This window comes from Psychrobacillus sp. FSL K6-1415, assembly GCF_038003185.1.
Taxonomy (GTDB): Bacteria; Bacillota; Bacilli; order Bacillales_A; family Planococcaceae; genus Psychrobacillus; species Psychrobacillus psychrodurans.
On sequence record NZ_JBBOOQ010000001.1, the window covers coordinates 2,658,231 to 2,678,665 of the forward strand.

At 36.1% G+C, this 20,435-nt stretch carries 17 protein-coding genes, 1 tRNA gene and 1 pseudogene; all 19 read right to left on the bottom strand.

The features are described 5' to 3' along the window. Positions 1-153 precede the first annotated feature (153 nt). On the bottom strand, positions 154-1,449 hold the full coding sequence (hemL, locus tag MKY60_RS12595) for a glutamate-1-semialdehyde 2,1-aminomutase (RefSeq protein ID WP_241596740.1): 1,296 nt from the start codon (positions 1,447-1,449) through the stop codon (positions 154-156). After that, positions 1,449-2,432, bottom strand: a complete 984-nt coding sequence (gene hemB, locus MKY60_RS12600; RefSeq protein ID WP_340930038.1) for a porphobilinogen synthase — start codon at positions 2,430-2,432, stop codon at positions 1,449-1,451. Before hemB ends, hemL begins: the two co-directional genes overlap by 1 nt. Beyond that, positions 2,429-3,193 carry a uroporphyrinogen-III synthase gene (locus tag MKY60_RS12605; RefSeq protein ID WP_340930039.1) on the bottom strand — a complete coding sequence of 255 codons (765 nt, stop codon included), beginning with the start codon at positions 3,191-3,193 and terminating at the stop codon, positions 2,429-2,431. The genes hemB and MKY60_RS12605 overlap by 4 nt, the downstream gene beginning before the upstream one ends. Further along, on the bottom strand, positions 3,186-4,115 hold the full coding sequence (gene hemC, locus MKY60_RS12610; protein ID WP_340930040.1) for a hydroxymethylbilane synthase: 930 nt from the start codon (positions 4,113-4,115) through the stop codon (positions 3,186-3,188). The genes MKY60_RS12605 and hemC overlap by 8 nt, the downstream gene beginning before the upstream one ends. Before the next feature lie 19 nt (positions 4,116-4,134). Continuing rightward, on the bottom strand, positions 4,135-4,965 hold the full coding sequence (ccsA, locus tag MKY60_RS12615; RefSeq protein ID WP_090564083.1) for a cytochrome c biogenesis protein CcsA: 831 nt from the start codon (positions 4,963-4,965) through the stop codon (positions 4,135-4,137). Positions 4,966-5,044: 79 nt separating this feature from the next. Beyond that, positions 5,045-6,412 carry a glutamyl-tRNA reductase gene (gene hemA / locus MKY60_RS12620; protein ID WP_340930041.1) on the bottom strand — a complete coding sequence of 456 codons (1,368 nt, stop codon included), beginning with the start codon at positions 6,410-6,412 and terminating at the stop codon, positions 5,045-5,047. Positions 6,413-6,779: 367 nt separating this feature from the next. Further along, positions 6,780-7,364, bottom strand: a complete 585-nt coding sequence (yihA, locus tag MKY60_RS12625) for a ribosome biogenesis GTP-binding protein YihA/YsxC (RefSeq protein WP_090564089.1) — start codon at positions 7,362-7,364, stop codon at positions 6,780-6,782. A 2-nt stretch (positions 7,365-7,366) separates the two neighbouring features. Then, a complete protein-coding gene (lon, locus tag MKY60_RS12630) occupies positions 7,367-9,685 on the bottom strand; it encodes an endopeptidase La (protein ID WP_340930042.1) in 2,319 nt (772 codons plus the stop codon). A gap of 145 nt (positions 9,686-9,830) precedes the next feature. Further along, positions 9,831-11,099, bottom strand: coding sequence for an ATP-dependent protease ATP-binding subunit ClpX (clpX, locus tag MKY60_RS12635; protein WP_090564093.1), 1,269 nt, complete (start codon positions 11,097-11,099; stop codon positions 9,831-9,833). Positions 11,100-11,268: 169 nt separating this feature from the next. Beyond that, positions 11,269-12,555 carry a trigger factor gene (tig, locus tag MKY60_RS12640; protein ID WP_340931095.1) on the bottom strand — a complete coding sequence of 429 codons (1,287 nt, stop codon included), beginning with the start codon at positions 12,553-12,555 and terminating at the stop codon, positions 11,269-11,271. A 130-nt stretch (positions 12,556-12,685) separates the two neighbouring features. Next, entirely contained in the window at positions 12,686-13,684 is a 999-nt protein-coding gene (locus tag MKY60_RS12645; RefSeq protein WP_340930043.1) for a hypothetical protein, read from the bottom strand. 167 nt (positions 13,685-13,851) lie between these two features. Continuing rightward, positions 13,852-14,025: a hypothetical protein gene (locus MKY60_RS12650; RefSeq protein WP_340930045.1), complete on the bottom strand. Its 174-nt coding sequence runs from the start codon at positions 14,023-14,025 to the stop codon at positions 13,852-13,854. A gap of 349 nt (positions 14,026-14,374) precedes the next feature. After that, positions 14,375-14,932 (bottom strand): integrase, encoded by a 558-nt coding sequence (locus MKY60_RS12655; RefSeq protein ID WP_340930046.1) that lies wholly within the window; start codon positions 14,930-14,932, stop codon positions 14,375-14,377. A 176-nt stretch (positions 14,933-15,108) separates the two neighbouring features. Then, positions 15,109-15,288: pseudogene (locus tag MKY60_RS12660) on the bottom strand (KGG domain-containing protein); the annotation flags it as partial. Between the two features lie 225 nt (positions 15,289-15,513). Then, positions 15,514-16,179: an HAD family hydrolase gene (locus MKY60_RS12665; RefSeq protein ID WP_340930047.1), complete on the bottom strand. Its 666-nt coding sequence runs from the start codon at positions 16,177-16,179 to the stop codon at positions 15,514-15,516. 204 nt (positions 16,180-16,383) lie between these two features. Continuing rightward, the gene (locus MKY60_RS12670) at positions 16,384-17,850 is read right to left on the bottom strand and encodes an alanine/glycine:cation symporter family protein (protein WP_340930048.1); all 1,467 of its coding nucleotides are present in this window, start codon (positions 17,848-17,850) and stop codon (positions 16,384-16,386) included. A gap of 37 nt (positions 17,851-17,887) precedes the next feature. After that, positions 17,888-19,483 carry an amidohydrolase gene (locus MKY60_RS12675; protein WP_340930049.1) on the bottom strand — a complete coding sequence of 532 codons (1,596 nt, stop codon included), beginning with the start codon at positions 19,481-19,483 and terminating at the stop codon, positions 17,888-17,890. A gap of 485 nt (positions 19,484-19,968) precedes the next feature. Further along, complete coding sequence (locus tag MKY60_RS12680) at positions 19,969-20,118, bottom strand: hypothetical protein (protein ID WP_340930050.1); 150 nt, start codon at positions 20,116-20,118, stop codon at positions 19,969-19,971. 227 nt (positions 20,119-20,345) lie between these two features. Next, positions 20,346-20,419: transfer RNA gene (locus tag MKY60_RS12685), tRNA-Arg, on the bottom strand. Positions 20,420-20,435 lie beyond the last annotated feature (16 nt).

Here is a 20,435-nt window from a genome sequence, read left to right on the forward strand (position 1 = left end):
GGAAAGACATTGGCCAAACTTTGTTTGACCGATGTCTTTGCGACGAGTAACCGCAGGAGCATATGTTTCCGAAGTGACGAGGAGATTGAAGCCGCGCCCGCGGAAATCAGCGTTGTTCGGATTTAACTATATAATATTCTTTATGAAATTGATTTAGTTGTTAGATAATTTTTCGAAAACTGTATGGAACGCTTGAATTGTTTTCTCTATATGTTCAACGGTATGGGCACTTGAAAGGAATAATCCTTCAAACTGAGAGGGGGGTAAATAAATTCCTTCCTCTGCCATAAGTCGGAAATACTTAGCGAATAATTCTAAATCAGACGTTTTTGCTGTATCGAAGTTAATCACATCTTCATTGGTTAAGAAGAAACCAATCATAGATCCAGCACGGTTCACTGTATGTGGGATATTATATTTTGTTGCTGCTTCTCGGAAACCTTTTTCAAGTATATCCCCTAGCTCGATAAAGTAATCATACGATTGTTCGTTTAAACGGGTTAAAGTTTCATATCCGGCAGTCATCGCTAATGGATTACCTGAAAGTGTTCCAGCTTGATATACAGGACCAGCAGGTGCAATCATTTCCATAATCTCACGTTTACCACCAAAAGCGCCTACTGGAAGTCCTCCACCAATTACCTTGCCTAAACAAGTTAAATCAGGTGTAATGCCATAATATCCTTGTGCACAATTGTAGCCTACACGGAAACCAGTCATTACCTCATCAAAAATTAACAATGTTCCATTTTTTTCAGTTAGTTCGCGGAGTCCTTCTAAGAACCCTTCAACTGGAGGAACAACACCCATATTACCCGCAACCGGCTCAACGATTACCGCTGCTAAATCATTTCCAAAGTTTTCAAATACATGGCGTACGCTTTCTAAATCATTATACGGTACCGCTATTGTGTTTTTAGCAATAGACTCAGGTACACCTGGGCTATCTGGTAATCCAAGTGTTGCAACACCCGATCCAGCTTTAATGAGTAAGCTGTCGCCGTGTCCGTGATAGCTACCTTCAAACTTCAAAATTTTGTTGCGTCCTGTATAACCACGAGCTAAGCGAAGAGCACTCATGGTTGCTTCCGTACCGGAAGAAACCATACGAACCATCTCGATAGATGGAACACGCTCCATCACTAATTTGGCTAATTTAGTTTCAATTAGAGTAGATGCTCCAAAGCTTGTACCTGTTTCAGCAACTTGTTGGATAGCCTTCACTACATTTGGTTCCGTATGCCCTAAAATTAGAGGACCCCATGAAAGAACGTAGTCAATGTATTCGTTACCATCGATGTCTGTTAAAATAGCACCTTTTCCACTTTCCATAAAAATAGGATCCATATCAACTGATTTAAATGCACGTACAGGACTGTTTACACCACCTGGCATTAACTCTTTCGCTTCTGTAAATGCTTGTTTAGACTGCTCATATGATTTTGTCATTATTTCCCCTCCAACCAACGGGCAACATCTTTAGCATGATAAGTTAATATCATATCTGCTCCTGCACGTTTCATTCCTGTTAGTGTTTCAAGCACTGTTTCTTTTTCGTTGATCCAGCCATTAATAGCTGCTGCTTTTACCATTGCATATTCCCCGGATACATTGTATGCAACAATCGGAGTAGCAAATGTATTTTTTACATCTCGAATAATATCTAAATATGATAATGCCGGTTTGACAATTAGGAAGTCTGCTCCCTCTTGTACATCAGATGAAGCTTCACGTATAGCTTCCATTCGATTCGAATAATCCATTTGGTATGTTTTGCGGTCACCGAATTTTGGTGCTCCGTCCGCTGCTTCACGGAAAGGTCCGTAATATGCGGATGCATATTTTACTGCATAAGACATGATTGGCACATCCTTATACCCAGCTTCATCTAAACCAAGACGAATTGCAGCAACAAAGCCGTCCATCATATTAGAAGGAGCAATAATATCGGCGCCAGCTTCCGCCTGACTAATTGCCGTTTTCGCCAACAAATCAAGGGAAGGATCATTTAAAATACGTTCATTTTCATCCACTACACCACAATGACCGTGGTCTGTAAATTCACAAAGACATGTATCTGCTATAACAACTAGTTGTGGATGACGTGCTTTAATTTGACGAATTGCTTTTTGTACAATTCCGTGGTCATGATAAGCCCCAGTACCAACTGCATCTTTTTCAGCAGGAAGTCCGAATAAAATAACAGATGGAATTCCTAAATTCACTACTTCATCTACTTCTACATCTAAACGATCAAGGGAGAATTGAAATACACCTGGCATGGAAGATACTTCGTTTTTGATATTCTCGCCTTCCATCACAAATATAGGATAGATTAAGTCTTCCTTATGTAGATATGTTTCCTTTACCATTGCTCGAATCCCAGCTGATTGTCTTAAACGACGATGACGTTGAAAAACTAATTCAGTCATTGCACTCTTCCTTTCCATTCCGCTAATTTAACGATGACATCACTTAAAGTGTAGGTATCTGGCATAACCTGCACAGAAACCTTTTTAGATTCTAAAAATTTTTTTGTAATATGTCCGATTGCACAAACCGTGATATTTTCATACCCAAAGGAGGCGCCTATACTTCGATGAAAAAACTCGGCAGTCGAAGGACTCGTGAAGATAATAGAACAACTTTCCTCACTCATTAATAGCGTTTTTATTAATTCCTTATTTTCCTCTAACTCTACTGTTTCATAGATAGTCCATTCATTTACATCATTTTGCAGTCCTGCTGTTATTGTATCTTTCGCAAGATTACCTTTAACAAATATACAGCGGTCCGTTAAGGATGCTACTGTTGGAAATTCCCGAACAAAAATATCCGCACTAAATGTAGAAGGGGTAAAATCAACGGATAATCCCAAATTTTCAATGGCATTCGCTGTTTTAGTACCAACCACTGCAATTTTAGCCGTAAAAAAACTTGCATCTAGCTGATATTTTACCATTTTCGAATGAAATGCCTTTACACTACTTTGACTAGTAAAAATAAGCCAGTCATATGAGTTTAAACTCTGTAGTAGGTCTAAGTCACGAAGACTAACTATCTCCTTTGTAGCAATCATTGGAGCGATTACTGCATTCCCACCATATCTTTTCACAAGATCTGATGCTTCCGATGATCTTTGAATGCCCGTAAAGATGACATTCTCTCCTAACAAAGGAGTATTATTAAACATTCAAATCTGCCTTCACTTGTTGGATTAAATCGTATGCTCCTTGTTCAGTTACGATTCGTGCTAGTTCCTTCCCAAGTGCATCTGCATTTGTACCAGTTAATATTTCTTTATATACGATAGATGCATCCGGTGCTGCTACTAATCCCGTCATCGTAATTTTATCGCCACTGATTGTTGCATGTCCAGCAATTGGCACCTGGCATCCACCATCCATTGCAGCTAAAAATGCTCGCTCGGCTTCCACTGCAACCCATGTATCATGATCAGATAGCTTTGATAGCTCGTCTTTTAATTCTTTATCATCCGCTCGGCACTCAATTGCAAGAGCTCCTTGTCCAACTGCTGGTATGCAATCTTCCACAGACAAATATTCTGTTACTACTTCATCGCTCCAGCCTAGACGCTTCAACCCCGCTGCTGCTAATATAATCGCATCATATTCGCCATCTTGTAATTTTTGCAGGCGAGTATCTACATTACCACGAATCCATTTAATCTCGATGTCTGGGCGCAATAATAATAGCTGGGCACTTCTTCTTAAACTACTTGTCCCAATTACTGCTCCTTTTGGAAGATCAGCAAATTTCACATGGCCTGTTGATATAAAAGCATCACGTTCATCCACACGTTTTGGTGTACATCCCATGACTAAACCTTCTGGTAACACAGATGGCATATCCTTCATACTATGCACAGCAAAGTCGATTTCTTTGTCGTAAAGTGCCTGTTCTATTTCTTTAACAAAAAGGCCTTTCCCACCAACTTTAGAAAGTGTAACATCTAAAATCTGGTCTCCCTTTGTTACAATCTCTTTCACTTCAAACTCAAAAGGTGCTCCCATATCTTTCATTTGTTGAATAAACCAATTAGTTTGAGTTAAAGCTAACTTACTTCTTCTAGATCCTACAATAATTTTACGCATAACTTAACGCGTCCTTTCTTTAATACCAAATATGGAATTGTGATAATTGACTACCTAATAAGAAATTTATCAAAACAAACAAAAAAGCATAAATATGTATCCACGCATAATTCGTCCCTTTAATCTTTGCCGATTTTCTTATTAGTAAAACAAGAATATAAATTACTAATACTATAAAAGAATTGACTATCTTAATATCGTAGAGTGGAAAAGCATCTAAAGATATATATGCCCATTCTAACCCAAGAACTAAACTTACAAACAATAATGGAATTCCCGTTAAAATTGACAGACTCATACCATTTTCTGCTTGTTGAAGAGAAGGTAAACGAGTAAATTGGTTTGTCCATTTTTTCTTCTTTAACACTTTATATAGTATTAAATATAATGTCGAAAAAACAAATGCTAAAGCAAAAGCTGCATACGCTAATAACGCAAACATTATATGAATGAATAACAACTCTGATTTTAAGTTATCCCCGACCAGCGACTGTGCCATTGGATTTGGAGCAAACGTATGAATTGTCATAAAAATAAAACCAATCAAGTTCAAAAAGAATGCAGGTAGATCCAATTTAAATACCAGTTGTAAAACAAGAGAAAGCATGATAATTAACCAAGCATAAAAATAGATTCCTTCAAACAACGAAAGTATTGGAAACCGTTTCATCTCCATCATATACATGATTAAGAAGATTGTTTGTAAAGTACCAACCGCAAAAAGTAACCACACAGCTAGTCGATGTGCCCTTAGATCCTTATGTAAATAATCAATAAAATAAAAGACAAGGCTTATAGCTTGAAGAATGACCATAATCTCATGAAGCCTTGTCATCGTCAGATCAGTCATAACATTCTCCTTTTACATAGTAAAAAGGCGTTTATTATATCTATTTGTCTCCATACAGATATAAAAACGCCTCCTTTACTTAGTTATATAATAGATTTTCTTTTAAATTTTTCGACTCAATTAATTGTCGTTTTAAATTGATTTTCGCTTTTTCAGCTTGCATAGCTACTTCCTTTTGCACATCTTCTTCTATTCCAAAAATTTGTTGGAATAGTTGTAGCTGAGCTGATGGATCTTTAGCTACAGACAGTTCTTTCGCTTGTAAAATTGGTTCTTTTAGAAGCTGGTTTACGATCGATTTTGTATGCTTACTTAAAATCTTGCGTTCACGATCCGTTAAATTTGGCATTTTATTTTCAATAGAAGCCATTGTTTCTGCTTGAATAGTATTCGCTTTTTGACGAAGTGCTGCAATAATTGGAACAACTCCAAGCGTAGTTACCCAGTCATTGAATTGTTCTATTTCTGTATCGATCATTTGGTTGATTTGCTGAGCTGCACGTTCTCTTTCAGCTAAGTTTGCTTCCACAATTCCTTGTAAATCATCGATATCATATAAGAATACATTCGGAAGATCACCAATACGCGGATCTAAATCACGCGGCACAGCAATATCTACCATGAATAATGGTTTACCTTTACGAAGACGCTCTACAAACTGCATTAGTTCAAGATCAATCACAAATTCAGTTGAACCTGTTGAACTAATAAGGATATCTGCCTCTAATAATGCACATTGAAGCTCGTCCATCGGTTTTGCATTGCCATCAAATTTAGAAGCAAGCTCCTTTGCTTTTTCAAAAGTACGATTAATGACCGTTACCTTTTCTGCTCCACTACCATGTAGATTTTGAATTGCAAGCTCGCCCATTTTACCAGCGCCTAAAATAACAACATGCTTGTGGTTTAATGAGCCAAATATTTTCTTTCCTAACTCAACCGCAGCGTAAGAAACGGAAACAGCATTCTCTCCAATCGCAGTCTCTGCATGTGCACGTTTTGCAAAAGTTACAGCCTGCTTAAATAATTGATTGAAAATAGTACCTGTAGTTCCGTTTTCTTGTCCATTTAGAAAGCTTTTCTTCACTTGCCCTAATATTTGTGTCTCACCAAGTACCATTGAATCGATGCCCGCTGTAACACGGAACAAATGATTATTCGCTTGGTCATCCTCGTGAACAAATAAATAGGTAGATAAATTTTCTAATGGAATATCAAACCAGTTTGCTAAAAATTGTTTCACATAGTATTTACCAGTGTGTAGTTGATCAACTGTTGCGTAGATCTCCGTACGATTACAGGTAGATACGATGACATTTTCTAATATACTTTTTTGGTCTTGTAATGCTTGCATCGCATTCGGTAACTCCGCTTCGACAAACGACAGTTTTTCTCGAATTTCGACAGGAGCAGTACGGTAATTGACACCAACCACGATTGTATGCATGGAATATGTCTCCCCTTCACGTTCATTTCATAAGTCCAATTATATCATAGCTTTCCGCTAGTTCCTTGTATATTTGTGAACAACATATGAAATCTTATTTAGAATTATTATAAATTAATAATACCAAACACATTCACACAATTCAAACGTTCTGATTCAAATAAAAAAAGTGGAATAATTCAAAAAATAAAGTCGAATATAAGGTTGTTATTCCCTTATTGAGGAGTTTTTAACCTTATGTTATATGTAGTATTAAAAGCTGCAGTATCACCGCTTTATGGAACTGAAAATTATAATGTTATTTAATAAAAAAGCGAGCTCCTAAACGACAGGTCGCTCTGGGAACTCGCTTGAAATACAAATAATATTAAAGAATTCTACTTTCGATTTCAGCCCATGCTGCATCAAAGCCCAATCCTGTTTCTGAAGAAAAAACGATTAGCGGATCTTCTTTATCCATTTGAAGTTCTTCTTTTACTATCTTCTTATGCTTATCCCATTTACCTTTAGGAATTTTGTCTGCTTTTGTTGCGATCACAATACATGGGATATTATAATGCTTTAAAAAATCATACATCATGCAATCATCAGCTGTTGGTGGATGTCTTAGATCAACGATCAACACTACAGCTTTCAATATATTACGTGAAGTAAAATAAGTTTCGATCATTTTACCCCATGCAGCACGTTCTGTTTTAGATACTTTTGCGTATCCGTAACCAGGAACATCCACAAATATCAATGCTTCCTCCAATTGATAAAAGTTCAACGTTTGCGTCTTACCTGGTTTTGAAGAAATCCTAGCCATGCTTTTTCGACCAATCATTTTATTGATAAAGGATGATTTCCCTACATTTGACCGTCCAGCCAAAGCTATTTCAGGTAAGTCCCCTTCTGGATATTGCGCTGGTCTTACAGCACTAATTAGTAATTCAACATTATGGATTTTCATTATTATGCCTCCTCTAGAGCCAGTTGAAGCACCTCTTCAGCATCGGAAACAAAATGGAATGTTAATACTTCGCGAACACTTTCTGGTATATCTTCAATATCGCGCTCGTTATCTGACGGACAAATAATTGTCGTCAAACCTGCACGATGTGCACTTAGTGTCTTTTCTTTTAAACCACCGATAGGTAATACTCGACCTCTTAATGTAACTTCTCCTGTCATACCAACTTCACGTTTTATAGGACGCTTAGATAGCGCAGAGACAAGAGCAGTAACAATTGTTACACCTGCGGAAGGACCATCCTTTGGAACAGCACCCTCTGGCACGTGAATATGGATATCATTACTTTCATAGAACTTTGGATCAATTCCAAAATCCTCCGCTTTTGAACGCACATAAGACAATGCTGTTTGTGCAGATTCCTTCATCACATCTCCGAGCTTACCAGTTAATTGAAGTTTGCCGGTTCCAGCTGATAACGAAACCTCAATTTGTAGAGTATCTCCTCCTACTGATGTATAAGCGAGACCCGTAGCAACTCCAATTTGATTTTCTGTTTCAGCTTGTCCGTACCGGAATTTTCGTTTACCTATAACGTCTTCTAGATTTTTTGTGGTAATGGAAACTCTTTTTTTATCACCCGATACAATTTGAAGTGCAGCTTTACGACAAAGATTTGCTAGTACCCGTTCCAAACTGCGGACCCCAGCTTCTCTTGTATAGTGACGAATTACATCCAGTAATGCATCATCTTTAAGCTGTAGCTGACTTTTCGTCAAACCATGCTCTGCCAGCTGTTTTGGTAATAAATGATTTTTGGCAATAGAGAGCTTTTCTATTTCCGTGTATCCTGCAATCGATATAATCTCCATCCGGTCACGAAGTGGACCTGGGATAGTACTTAAATCATTTGCTGTAGCGATGAAAAGGACATTAGATAAATCATACGTCTCTTCGATATAATGATCACTAAATGTATTATTTTGCTCAGGATCTAAAACCTCTAGCATTGCTGCAGAGGGATCCCCTCTAAAGTCGTTCGACATTTTATCGATTTCATCTAGTAAAAACAACGGGTTAATCGTTCCCGCTTTTTTCATCCCTTGAATTATCCGTCCAGGCATAGAGCCTACGTAGGTTCTACGATGTCCTCGGATTTCCGATTCATCCCGTACTCCCCCAAGTGAGATTCGTACAAAATTACGTCCTAAAGACTCCGCAATTGATTTAGCCAAGGAAGTTTTACCAACACCAGGAGGACCTGCTAAACATAGAATTGGACCTCTTAAGGATTTCGTCAACTGTCTTACAGCCAAATACTCTAGCACACGCTCTTTAACAGACTCTAATCCATCGTGATCTCTATCCAGTATTTTTTCAGAACGTTTTATATCTAATTGATCTTCTGTCGCTTTAGTCCATGGAATAGAGACAATCCAATCGATGTAATTGCGTATTACGCCACTTTCTGGTGCCTGTGAAGGAAGCTTTTCATAGCGGTCTAATTCTTTTAACACATTTTTTTTCGTTACTTCAGGTAGACCAGCTTCGTTAATACGTTTTTTTAGTTCAGCAACTTCACCGGTCTTACCTTCTTTATCCCCAAGCTCCGTCTGAATCGCTTTCATCTGCTCACGAAGATAGAACTCTTTTTGTGTTCTTTCCATCGCATGCTTAACCCTTGTATTTATTTTCTTTTCTAGGTCTAATATTTCTTGTTCATTGTATAAACGAGCGATTAGCCATTCTAATCGTTCTTTGACATCCATTATTTCTAAAATCTCCTGTTTACCAGAAATTTTTAAAGGTAAATGAGAAGCAACCATATCTGCTAAACGACCTGGTTCTTCAATATCAGTAACTGAATTGAACGTTTCTTCGGATACACTCTTAGATGATTTTGAATATTTTTCAAAATTATGTACCAGCGTACGCATGAGTGCTTCGTCTTCCTGATCTGCTTTTTCAGGTTCAATAAATGCAGTCACAGAAACTTCGTCAAAAGTATCAAGACGATTAAAATCATCCCAAATAGCACGTTGCAGTCCTTCTACTAAAACTCGCATTGTACCATTTGGCAACTTTACCATTTGTTTTACTTTTGCAATTATACCAACATCATAAAGATCTGACATCTCTGGTTTTTCCAAGGTCATATCTCTCTGAACAGAAAGGAATAACTTTTCCTCCCGAATCATCGCTTCATTAAGTGCATCGATAGAGCGTTCACGCCCCACATCCACATGTAAAATCATTGTAGGATAAACTAGTAAACCTCTTAGAGGTAGTACTGGATAATATATTTCTTTTTCTTTAGTCATTTGGGTAGTCACCTCCAGCTTATTCTGTCCGAATAATTCATTAATAATGCTTCTTACAAAAAAAGTTCCTATTATGTTGAAAAAGCTGACATCCTTGCATGCGCTAAGCACGCGCAGATTGGAAGCCAGCTTTGTCAATGGCTAGTTAAGCCGATGTTTTTTCATTATCTTTTTCTAATTCTGTGCCATCCGCTAATAACAGTTTAGGTTTGGCTTTATCTGTAATAGATTCTTTAGTTATTACACATTCTACAATATCTTCTCTTGAAGGTAATTCAAACATTACATCAAGCATGATATTTTCGATGATAGAACGAAGACCACGAGCACCAGTTTTACGTTCTATCGCTTCTTTAGCAATAGCTTCTAAAGCACTATCTTCAAATGTTAACTTCACATTATCCAACTCAATCATTTTTTGATATTGCTTAGCAAGAGCATTTTTCGGCTCTGTCAGAATTTGAACTAGCGCATTTACGTCTAATTGCTCTAAGCTAGCAAGTACTGGTAAACGTCCGATGAATTCTGGTATCAAACCAAACTTCAATAAATCCTCAGGAATTAGTTGAGAAAGTACCGAACCTTCTGCAACTTCCACTTTGTTAGGATCAGCTCCGAAACCAATTACTTTTTCGCCTAAACGACGTTTAATGATTTGTTCAATACCATCAAAAGCTCCACCTACAACGAATAATATATTCGTTGTATCGATTTGTAAAAACTCTTGATGAGGATGCTTGCGACCACCTTGTGGAGGAACGCTTGCAACAGTACCTTCTAATATTTTTAGAAGTGCTTGTTGTACACCTTCACCAGAAACATCACGTGTAATAGATGGATTCTCAGATTTACGAGCAACTTTATCTATTTCGTCAATATAAATAATTCCTTTTTCAGCACGTTCGATATCATAGTCAGCCGATTGAATTAGTTTTAAAAGGATGTTCTCAACATCTTCCCCTACATATCCTGCTTCTGTTAACGATGTTGCATCTGCAATTGCAAATGGCACGTTTAGAATTCTTGCAAGTGTTTGTGCTAGTAATGTTTTACCACTACCAGTTGGGCCTATTAATACTATATTAGATTTAGCTAATTCTACTTCATCAATTACACTGTTGGAATTGATGCGTTTGTAATGGTTATAAACAGCAACTGCAAGTGATTTTTTTGCTCGTTCTTGACCAATTACATATTCATCTAAAATAGCTAAAATTTCTTTTGGTTTTGGAACTTCTTTAAATTCTACTTCTTCTTCAATTCCTAGCTCTTCTTCTACAATCTCAGAACAAAGGTCGATACATTCGTCACAAATATATACGCCTGGTCCTGCCACTAACTTACGAACTTGTTCTTGTGGCTTACCACAAAAAGAACATTTTAAATTCCCTTTTTCATCATTGAATTTGAACAAAATATTCACCCCTATTCAAGCAATTATGTTACAAGATTCTCATCAAGTAATCAAATAATACGTTTAAGTATGTTTTTTTAAAATAAAATGCTATGTATAAGATAGAACAAGGCACAGTTTTAAGTGCTGTACCTTGTTCTATTTGTATTAATAACGTATGGATTTGAAATTAAGAAATTTTAGCGTTATCTACTAAGAATTCAACTGTTTTTGCAAAGCGTAGATCGTTTGCAAGTACGTCAGTACTACCTAGTGCACGCTTAATATCTTCAATCGTCATATTGAATTGTGCACTCATTTTTTCTAGCTCTGCATTGATATCTTCTTCAGAAGCTTCGATGTTTTCTTGTTTAGCAATTGCTTCAAGAGTTAATGAAACTTTTACGCGATTGTTAGCATCTTCTGTCATTTGAGAGCGTAATGCTTCTTCATCTTGACCAGAGAATTGATAGTAAAGATCTAAGTTCATACCTTGTTGCTCTAAACGTTGACCAAATTCTTGTAGCATGCGGTCAGTTTCAGATGCGATCATTGCTTCAGGAATATCAATTGTTGCATTTTCAGCAGCAGCTTCAACTAATGTATCACGAAGTGTTTGAGCAGCTAATTGTTTTTTCTCTTCAGCAGTTACTTCTTTAAGTTTAGCACGTAAAGCGTCGATACCTTCTACTTCAGCATCTACTTCTTTAGCAAAGTCATCATTAAGTTCAGGTAGTTCTTTACCCTTAACTTCTTTAACAGTTACTTTAAAAGTTGCAGCTTTACCAGCTAATTCAGCAGCATGATACTCTTCTGGGAATGTTACTTCCACATCTTTAGCATCTCCAGTTTTTGAACCAACTAATTGTTCTTCAAAGCCTGGGATAAATGAATTAGAACCAATTTCCAATGGATAATCTGTTCCTGCTCCACCTTCAAATGCAACTTCGTCAACGAATCCTTCGAAGTCGATTACAGCAGTATCACCTTCAACGATTGCATCTTCTTTTACAACTAATTCAGCTAAACGATTTTGTTGGCTTTGTAGTTGCTCATCGATTTCTTTGTCAGTAACTGTTTCTTCTAATTTTGTTACTTCAAGACCTTTATAGTTACCTAGAGTTACTTCTGGTTTTACAACAACTTTAGCAGTGAAAACTAAAGGCTGTCCTTTTTCCATTGTTACTACATCGATTTCTGGTTGATCTACTGGGTCAATTCCAGCGTCTTCAACAGCATGACCATAAGCATGAGGAAGAATGATATCTAATGCATCTTGGAATAATGATTCTACTCCATACATTTTTTCGAACATTTGACGAGGCATTTTCCCTTTACGGAAACCTGGTACGTTAATTTGCTTAACTACTTTTTTAAACGCTTGATCTAACCCTTTTGCTACTTCTTCTGCAGTAACTTCTACAGTAAGTAAACCAGTATTACCTTCTTGTTTTTCCCATTTTACAGTCTGATCCATTGACATATATTCTACCTCCAAATAATAATTTACAATAATTTAGCAGCCTGCATACACTGATACAGAGCAGTTTTTCACTAATTATATTGACAACTTGTATATTATAGCATAGATGACTAGAGTTTCAACATTATTCACAACTCAAAACTTCTAATGATTCTTCTAGTACTATAAGCAATTTAAAGAACTCATCCGACTGCAATTCACTATTACCAAATAACACATCCACATATTCAATATATCTGTTAGCCACTATTTCATTAGTATATCCTACCCAGTCAAACGGAAACAAGGTATAAGCATGTCGATGAACCATTTCCAACGTCATTTGAAGCTTAGTTGGATCTTTTTCTAACGAGTTCTCAATATATCGTTTTATAGGTTCTACTCGATCAACTGCAGTATGTTCTGGTGGTGCTGTTGGAATAACTGTTTCTTTAAAACCAAATTTTTCAACGGTTACTTCATTGTTAACTCCAGCGGCGCCAAGAAGTAAAAGCGCAAGTGATTTAATAGTAGGGATTATGTCTGAGCTTTCTATTATAGTGATGATTTCCTTAGTTATATCCTTAATATCTGTTTGAAATGCCTCTTGTAATAACTGTTCTTGCCTACCATAAGGTAGTGTTTTAAAATTACAAAGCTCAAACAGTTCAGTATCAAAGTTAGTTTGCACGTCTTCATCAGTAGAATATGTAGTATCTGTTAACAGCTTGATGCTCAGTTCTTTTAACTGTTTAAAATTTTTCTTTTGTTGAAAAGTATATGTCGAATCTTTCATTAAGCCATTTAACACTTCGTTTAATTGTTTGTACTCCTTTAAATCAAGTAATATCGTCAAATACAATTCTATTACTTGCTCAAAAAAAGGGGATTTTTTTTCATAAAGAGTTTCACAAATTTTCTTCGCATCATTAGCCCTACCTGTTTCTAATAAAGAAAGGATATAAACACTTTGTACCATATCACTAAGTTCTTTATATTTATTTGCCTCATCTAAACAAGCGACTGCTTGTACAAAATTATTCTCTTCAGCGAATTTAAGCCCATTTTCTATATAATTTTCGACCATTCCTGGAAACAAAATGACGTTCTCATCCTTTAAAATTGGATGACCCTTTTTTTTCAATATAACTCGCCACCTTCAATAGCTTATCTATGTACTTTATTATATATACTATAGCATTTTTTCTGTGTACACAGATACAATCTGTGTTAGGAAATTTTAATACAACAAAAGAGATACGCCTAATCAGCAATAGATCAGGGGCATCTCTTTACATCTTATATAAATAATCATTGACGCAAGCCACCGTCTTCTTCTGTACTAATCGTATCTTCTTTGTAATTCCCATCTCCTCGTCGTTCCTTATCGTTTTCTTTTCTTTTCTCTATTTCTTCGATTTTACTTGGCTGCTCCTGTGTAGTGTTAGGATCTTTAGAGTATCGCTTTTCATTTTGGTAAGACATATTAATCTCTCCTCTTTTCGAAATTATATTTTGTGATAGTAATAAGGTTCCCTATCTTTACGGTTATAAACAATTTAAACTATCTTTTATAAGAAAACGAGGCTGGCACAGAAGTAGAAATTTTATTGGATAAGGAGAAAGCTTCACTAAATAATGGATATTTAATGAAATTGATTGGAATGGAGGGGCAACTCCTACGGGGATAGCGTGACGCCTGAGACTACAGGCTCAGTCCACGCCCGTGGAAAGCGTCCCTGGAATGGAAATCAATTTTGTGCACAGCAAAAAAACAGCATTTTTCTCACAGAGAAAAATGCTGTTTTGGGGTTCTTTCCCAGCCTCGTTTAAATTACGCAGTTTTTTCGTTTAGGTTTTCTAGCTGATTCTCGTATAATTTTAAATCCTCTAGATACAGTTTTTGATAAGATTCTAAGCTTAGTTTTTTTACTAAGCTAAAAGTAGATTGATGAACCAGGTTATATTTCTGGTTAACTTGTTCTGCATTAATCCAAGCTGTTTGTTCAAATGTAATATTCATTTCATGTTCCTCTATAAGCATAGCTAGCAAGGACCTATCATTATAGATTTCACTTAATATATATCTTTTTTTCGTCTGAAAAATTTCAATTGTGCGTTCCAAGGATTCAAGTAATGCAAGTCGATCCGCAGCGTGACCTAGTTCGTGAATTGTTAACACTTTTATAAATGATTCTAACGAAATAGATGTGTGAGTTTCCTCCCATGAACTTAGTAAGCGTTCAAAATCCACCCCTATATAGTTGCCAATAAAGTTGTAACTCATGTTTACGCCAGAATGGTCTTGTCTTAATTCCAAATTCATCTTAACTGTATTCATAACAGATTTGATAATTTCTTCAATATATTCATTAGTGTATCTACTCAACATTTAGTTTTTTTACTGCTCCTTACTATCTTAGGTTTTACTACTTCAACAAGATACACTATAGGATAATAGGAATATGATTTCAATTGAAAAGTTTCAGGAAAATAAAAAGATGCACAAAGCCACCTTGACTTTGTGCATCTTTTTAATTGCTATTTAGTTTTTTGGCATTTTAGGTTTTAACTATTGATCGAGTTATAATCGTCTTCGTTTCTCTTTTTGTCTTGTCCATCAGTTTCTTCCTGATTCTTTTTGTCAAAGTCATTTTGTTTGTTCCGAGCTTCTCCGCCCTTACGACCTATTTCTTCATAAAACTCATTTTCATGATTATTGGAGGTTGCTTCCCCGCCGTTACGTCCCGCTTCATTGACTGACTGATTTGGATTGTTGTTTCTGCTGCGATTGTCCTGGTTGTTTGGCATTCTAATAATTCCTCCTTTAATTTTTTTGAGCTTCATAGGCTCACTATCTAGTTTCCCGGTTGTAAACGAAATAAACATAAAATTAATTTTACTAAAAAAAAGAGCTTGGAGAATTATCCAAACCCTTTTTACTATATCCCCTTTTGAAGGGGTGTCATACATTTATTTACAGAATAATAATTGATTGAATTGTTCTACTGTATCGAAGTAATATTTAGACTCCTTTTTCATTTGGTCCTTGATTTCAGGAATTATGTGAGACCACCCAGCTGCCGCAAAATCTACATTACAACTTTTTGCCATCTCCATCCCAGGTTTAAGGTCATCTAACATTAATACCTCAGTTTCTTGAAGATTAAAGCGCTTCAAAATTTCCTTTATAGGATAAGGATGTGGTTTTCTTTGATGTTCAGGAAGTTCCCACCCAAAGGTTGCATCTGGCACAAATCCACAATGAATAGAATAATCTCTTTCAATTCTATTTCTCTCAGAATGAGAAACAACCGTCACAATACCACCTTGTTTTTTAAATTCTTGAATTGTCTCCGCAAAAAGTTCATAAAAATCTGGCACAGTTGATTGGGTATATTTTTTCCATACCACTTGCTGATGTTCTTGCTCTTCCTCTGTGAATTTAATAATGTCTTTACATAAAGAAGAAAAACCTGGATTGAAACAGTACCTAACGAACTCATCAAGTGTAATAGCCTTCTCATTTGGTCGTACATTTGTAAGGGCTTCAACAAATGATGGATAATGTATTCCAGGTGTACTTTTTACGGCAGTATCATCGTGATCTAAGATTAAACATTTATATTTTAAAGCCATAATACCCTCCTATAAGCTCTTCATAGCCTCTTGTTTAAGTTAATGATTACACAGTGTCATATTTATTCTAACATAAATACCTAGTGCAAAATTATAGAGGCAACCCATTTTCACAATATTAAACGATTACTCAACCTTTCACATTAACTGAGCCAAGAAAAAGACAAACCGATATTCAACGATTTGTCTTTGTCTTTTATATAACTATTTACTACTTTCTTTTTTCACTTTATCCTCGTAAAACACACTAAAATTAGGATCAACAATTCCTATATTTAAGTATCTGGCTTTGTAGTCTCGAAGAAGTTCGAAGAATTTTTTGCTTAAGAACAAAATAACTAATAGGTTAACAAATGTGGGGATTGCTGTCGTTATATCTGCAAAATACCAAACTGCTTTTCCTGGCATATCATTCATTACCGCGTAGATTACCATTAATGAACCCGGAATTGGATATAGCCATTTGAACAGCGTTAATATTTTAAACTTTAATGCAAGTTTTTTTTCATTATTAAATACATGTCTTAACAATATTTCATAATACGTGTACCAGCCTGTAGAAGTTGTTAGTCCGAATAAGAATATCGAGATCGTAATAATACTTCTACCAAACTCACCAATTCCGATTTCAAATGCAGACAATGTTAGAGCCGCACCATCCAAACCTGAAGACCATGCGCCTGTTATGATAATAGTAAATGCAGTGATAGAACATACGATAATCGTATCTGCGAATACCTCCATCGCTCCCCACATTCCTTGCTTCACAGGGTGGGCAGTCTTTGCAGTAGAATGTATCATTGGAGAAGTCCCCCAACCAGCCTCATTACTATAAACTGCACGAGCAACTCCCATACGAATCACCTGAGCAATTGCCGCTCCTGTGAATCCACCAACTGCTGCCATTCCTGAAAAAGCACTATCAAATATTAAAGAAAAGACAGGAATGATTTCGGAATAATTTTTAAAAATGATAAATAGGCCTGCAATCACATAGAACAAACACATAAAAGGAACTAACAAAGAAGCAATCTCACCTATCCGTTTGATACCACCATAGATAATAATATAAATAATAGTCAAATAAATAAATGAGGCAGGAATCATTCCAATATCAAACGTAGAGCTAACTGCTTCTGAAATTGTATAGTTTTGAAGTGTGATGAAAAATGTAGTAAAAATACCTAAGCCGAATAATATTGCTGGTACCTTCCAATACTTGAATTTCTTTTCCTCTCCAAGCCCTTTTTCCATATAATAAGTAGGTCCGCCATATGGGTTACCCTTTTCATCCGTATTTCGGTAATACACAGATAAGGTTACTTCTACTGTTTTCGTGATCATACCAAGTAGAGCGGTGATCCACATCCAAAATACCGCTCCAGGTCCTCCAATTGCTATTGCCGTTGCAACACCACCAATATTTCCTACCCCTACACTTCCACCAATGGCAGTAGCCACAGCTTGAAATGGTGTTAATATACCTTTTGCATCTTCCGTTTTATCTTTTTTACCAAACATCTTCCCGAATGTTTCTTTAAAAATATGCGGTAAATAACTAAACTGAAAAAGTTTACTTCCAATTGTAAAATATATTCCTACAAAAAGAACAGTAAAAATTAGTGGTAATCCCCATAACCAACCAACAATCGTTTCCAGTATTGTATCCAAAAAAATAACTCCTCTCCGTTTTCTGATTCTTGAGTCTCTATCTTTGGTATCTTATTTCTCCTCCAATTACGGTCATTTCCGTTTCGGTTGTCAATAATTCATCGGGATTTTCCATGCGAAAAGGGTCATGAGATAAAACGGTCATATCTCCCAACTTACCTCGTTCTAATGTTCCCTTTAAGTTCTCCTCATTGGTTGCATAGGCACCCCCCACTGTGAATAAGTGAAAAGCTTCATACATAGATAATTTTTCCTGCGCATTATATCCAGCATGGGTTTCTCCAGCCTTCCTTCTTGTTACAGCTGCATGAATACCTAATAAAGGATTTAGCGATTCAATAGGAGCATCAGAGCTTCCTGCACTTATTACACCTTTATCTAGGAGACTTTTAAAAGGATACGCAAAACCTGCTCTTTGTTTTCCGAGTCTATCCTCAATCCAAGGATAATCACTAGAAACAAATTTAGGCTGCAGATCAACTATTCGATGAGGACTTTTTAGTCTTTGGATTAAATGTTCATTTAATATTGAAACATGAATGAGCCTATCACGATATTTGGTAGGTTTAAATTGATCTAGAATATCAAGAACATCAATAAGTGCTTGGTCTCCAATTGTATGTATTGCTACTGGCATATCTTGCAGTCTAATGTTACGTATTAGTTGGAATAAGACCTCTTTATCGTACATCGCATTTCCAACATTGTTCGGATCATCCTGATAAGGCTCCGATAAATGAGCTGTTCTCCCACCTAGCGCACCATCAGCAAATAATTTTATAGCTCCTATTCTAACGTTATCATTTCCATATCCTGTGCTCATTTCGGTGTTCTTCATTTCCTCTAAATAATCATAATCTATTAACAGATTACTACGAGGTCCAACTCGATCACGATTGATAAGTTCATCAAATAACCTATATGTCTGTGACGCACCTCCAAGATAATTCGGATCATTAGTGTGAATACTTGTTAAACCTAAACTAGTAGCTTGTTCCAAGCCCGATTTCAATGCACTTTTTAATTGGTCATAGCTTTTTTCTGGAATATGCTTTGAAATGATTGTTGATGCCGTTTCTAACAATAAGCCATTAGGTTTTCTCGTACTAGGATCTAGAACGATTGTTCCACCATAGGGAATGTTCATATCTGAGTGGTAACCACATATTTTTAGAGCGATGCTATTGACCAAAAAAGCATGTCCACAAATTCGAGGTAAAAAAAGTGGCGTATTCAACGAAACTTTATCTAGCTCTTCAATAGATGGAATTCTTCTATTTGGAAAAACATTTTCATCCCAACCCCTACCTAAAATCCATTCACCCGGTTTCATATTAACTGCCCATTTCTCGATAGAATCCAATAATTCATCTGTAGTTTTTAAATTAGTGAGATCCAGTTCTTGAGAATTGATACCAACACTCGAAATATGCAAATGACTATCTATTAAGCCGGGCACAACAGTCCTACCTCCCAAATCGATAATTTTAGCTCCATCTCTCCCCCATTGTAGTTGAATCTCCTCATTCGACCCCATATCAACGATTCGTTCATTATTCATATAGATGGATTGCACAATAGGTTCCTTCGGATTCATCGTGTATATCTGACCATTTATAAAAATAGTTTTCATATTCTTCCCCTCCCTCTTAGTTATATTTATTATAAAATAAGCTATTCATAAATTAAATATAATTTTTAGATATATCTTAATATTCCGTCTTTTCAAAAGAGTATATGAAGTCTAGAAAAAATGTAGAACAAGTCGATACTATAGACTTTGGAAACGTATAATAAACGCAAAAAACACTAAGAAAGTTTTTATGGAGAATTTGTTTGTCTACTCTTTCAAAAACTATAAAGGTTACCGTCAAGGACAATCCCTTCCACGAAAGGGAGAAATCATAGGAATTCAAAAGCTTAACTCTTTTTCTCTTTTGAGGCTCACTTTAAATATTCTTTTAGTAATATAAAAATCATACTTAATAAAAATAGAAAGGAGCCCTTAGACAAAGGACTCCTAGAATTTGCTGAATAAAGTACGTTCAAAAAGATTTTCCGTTCACAATTGTTTTGCTCACTTTTAGCAGATGAACGACTTGTATATTTTCTTTCATATTATTTATCTGTTTGTTCTTGCTTCTTATTCAAATACTCGACACGTATTTTTTCAAGTTGCTGCTTTTTATCAAATTTGGCAGGCTTATGTTTTTCATGATACTTTGCCACAGTTTGCTTACCTTTGGTATCCAATTGATATTTTCCCACTTTGTTCACCTACTTTTCTTTCCTTAAAGAGAATCTATCCAACAAATATAATATACCTTATTTTACTGTAGTAAACAAAAATCCTCCATTCGATTGATTTGGAAGATAATATCGGTAATATATTCACTTAACTTCAAGGGTAATAAAAAAGGGATTCTGCATTGATGACCGAAGCCCCAACCGAATCCCTTTTCTCACAAAGAGTTAATGTATGTATTTATTTAGTATGTCCCAGGAGGGATTCGAACCCCCGACCGACGCCTTAGAAGGGCGTTGCTCTATCCAGCTGAGCTACTGAGACAAGTACTCCCCCACCT

Bases quoted from the DNA above. Each gene is read 5' to 3' on its own strand.
- hemL (WP_241596740.1), bottom strand. From the start codon at position 1,449: ATGACAAAATCATATGAGCAGTCTAAACAAGCATTTACAGAAGCGAAA.
- MKY60_RS12650 (WP_340930045.1), bottom strand. From the start codon at position 14,025: ATGTCTTACCAAAATGAAAAGCGATACTCTAAAGATCCTAACACTACA.
- MKY60_RS12605 (WP_340930039.1), bottom strand. From the start codon at position 3,193: ATGTTTAATAATACTCCTTTGTTAGGAGAGAATGTCATCTTTACGGGC.
- hemC (WP_340930040.1), bottom strand. From the start codon at position 4,115: ATGCGTAAAATTATTGTAGGATCTAGAAGAAGTAAGTTAGCTTTAACT.
- hemB (WP_340930038.1), bottom strand. From the start codon at position 2,432: ATGACTGAATTAGTTTTTCAACGTCATCGTCGTTTAAGACAATCAGCT.
- MKY60_RS12655 (WP_340930046.1), bottom strand. From the start codon at position 14,932: ATGTTGAGTAGATACACTAATGAATATATTGAAGAAATTATCAAATCT.
- MKY60_RS12665 (WP_340930047.1), bottom strand. From the start codon at position 16,179: ATGGCTTTAAAATATAAATGTTTAATCTTAGATCACGATGATACTGCC.
- ccsA (WP_090564083.1), bottom strand. From the start codon at position 4,965: ATGACTGATCTGACGATGACAAGGCTTCATGAGATTATGGTCATTCTT.
- MKY60_RS12675 (WP_340930049.1), bottom strand. From the start codon at position 19,483: ATGAAAACTATTTTTATAAATGGTCAGATATACACGATGAATCCGAAG.
- yihA (WP_090564089.1), bottom strand. From the start codon at position 7,364: ATGAAAATCCATAATGTTGAATTACTAATTAGTGCTGTAAGACCAGCG.
- hemA (WP_340930041.1), bottom strand. From the start codon at position 6,412: ATGCATACAATCGTGGTTGGTGTCAATTACCGTACTGCTCCTGTCGAA.
- tig (WP_340931095.1), bottom strand. From the start codon at position 12,555: ATGGATCAGACTGTAAAATGGGAAAAACAAGAAGGTAATACTGGTTTA.
- lon (WP_340930042.1), bottom strand. From the start codon at position 9,685: ATGACTAAAGAAAAAGAAATATATTATCCAGTACTACCTCTAAGAGGT.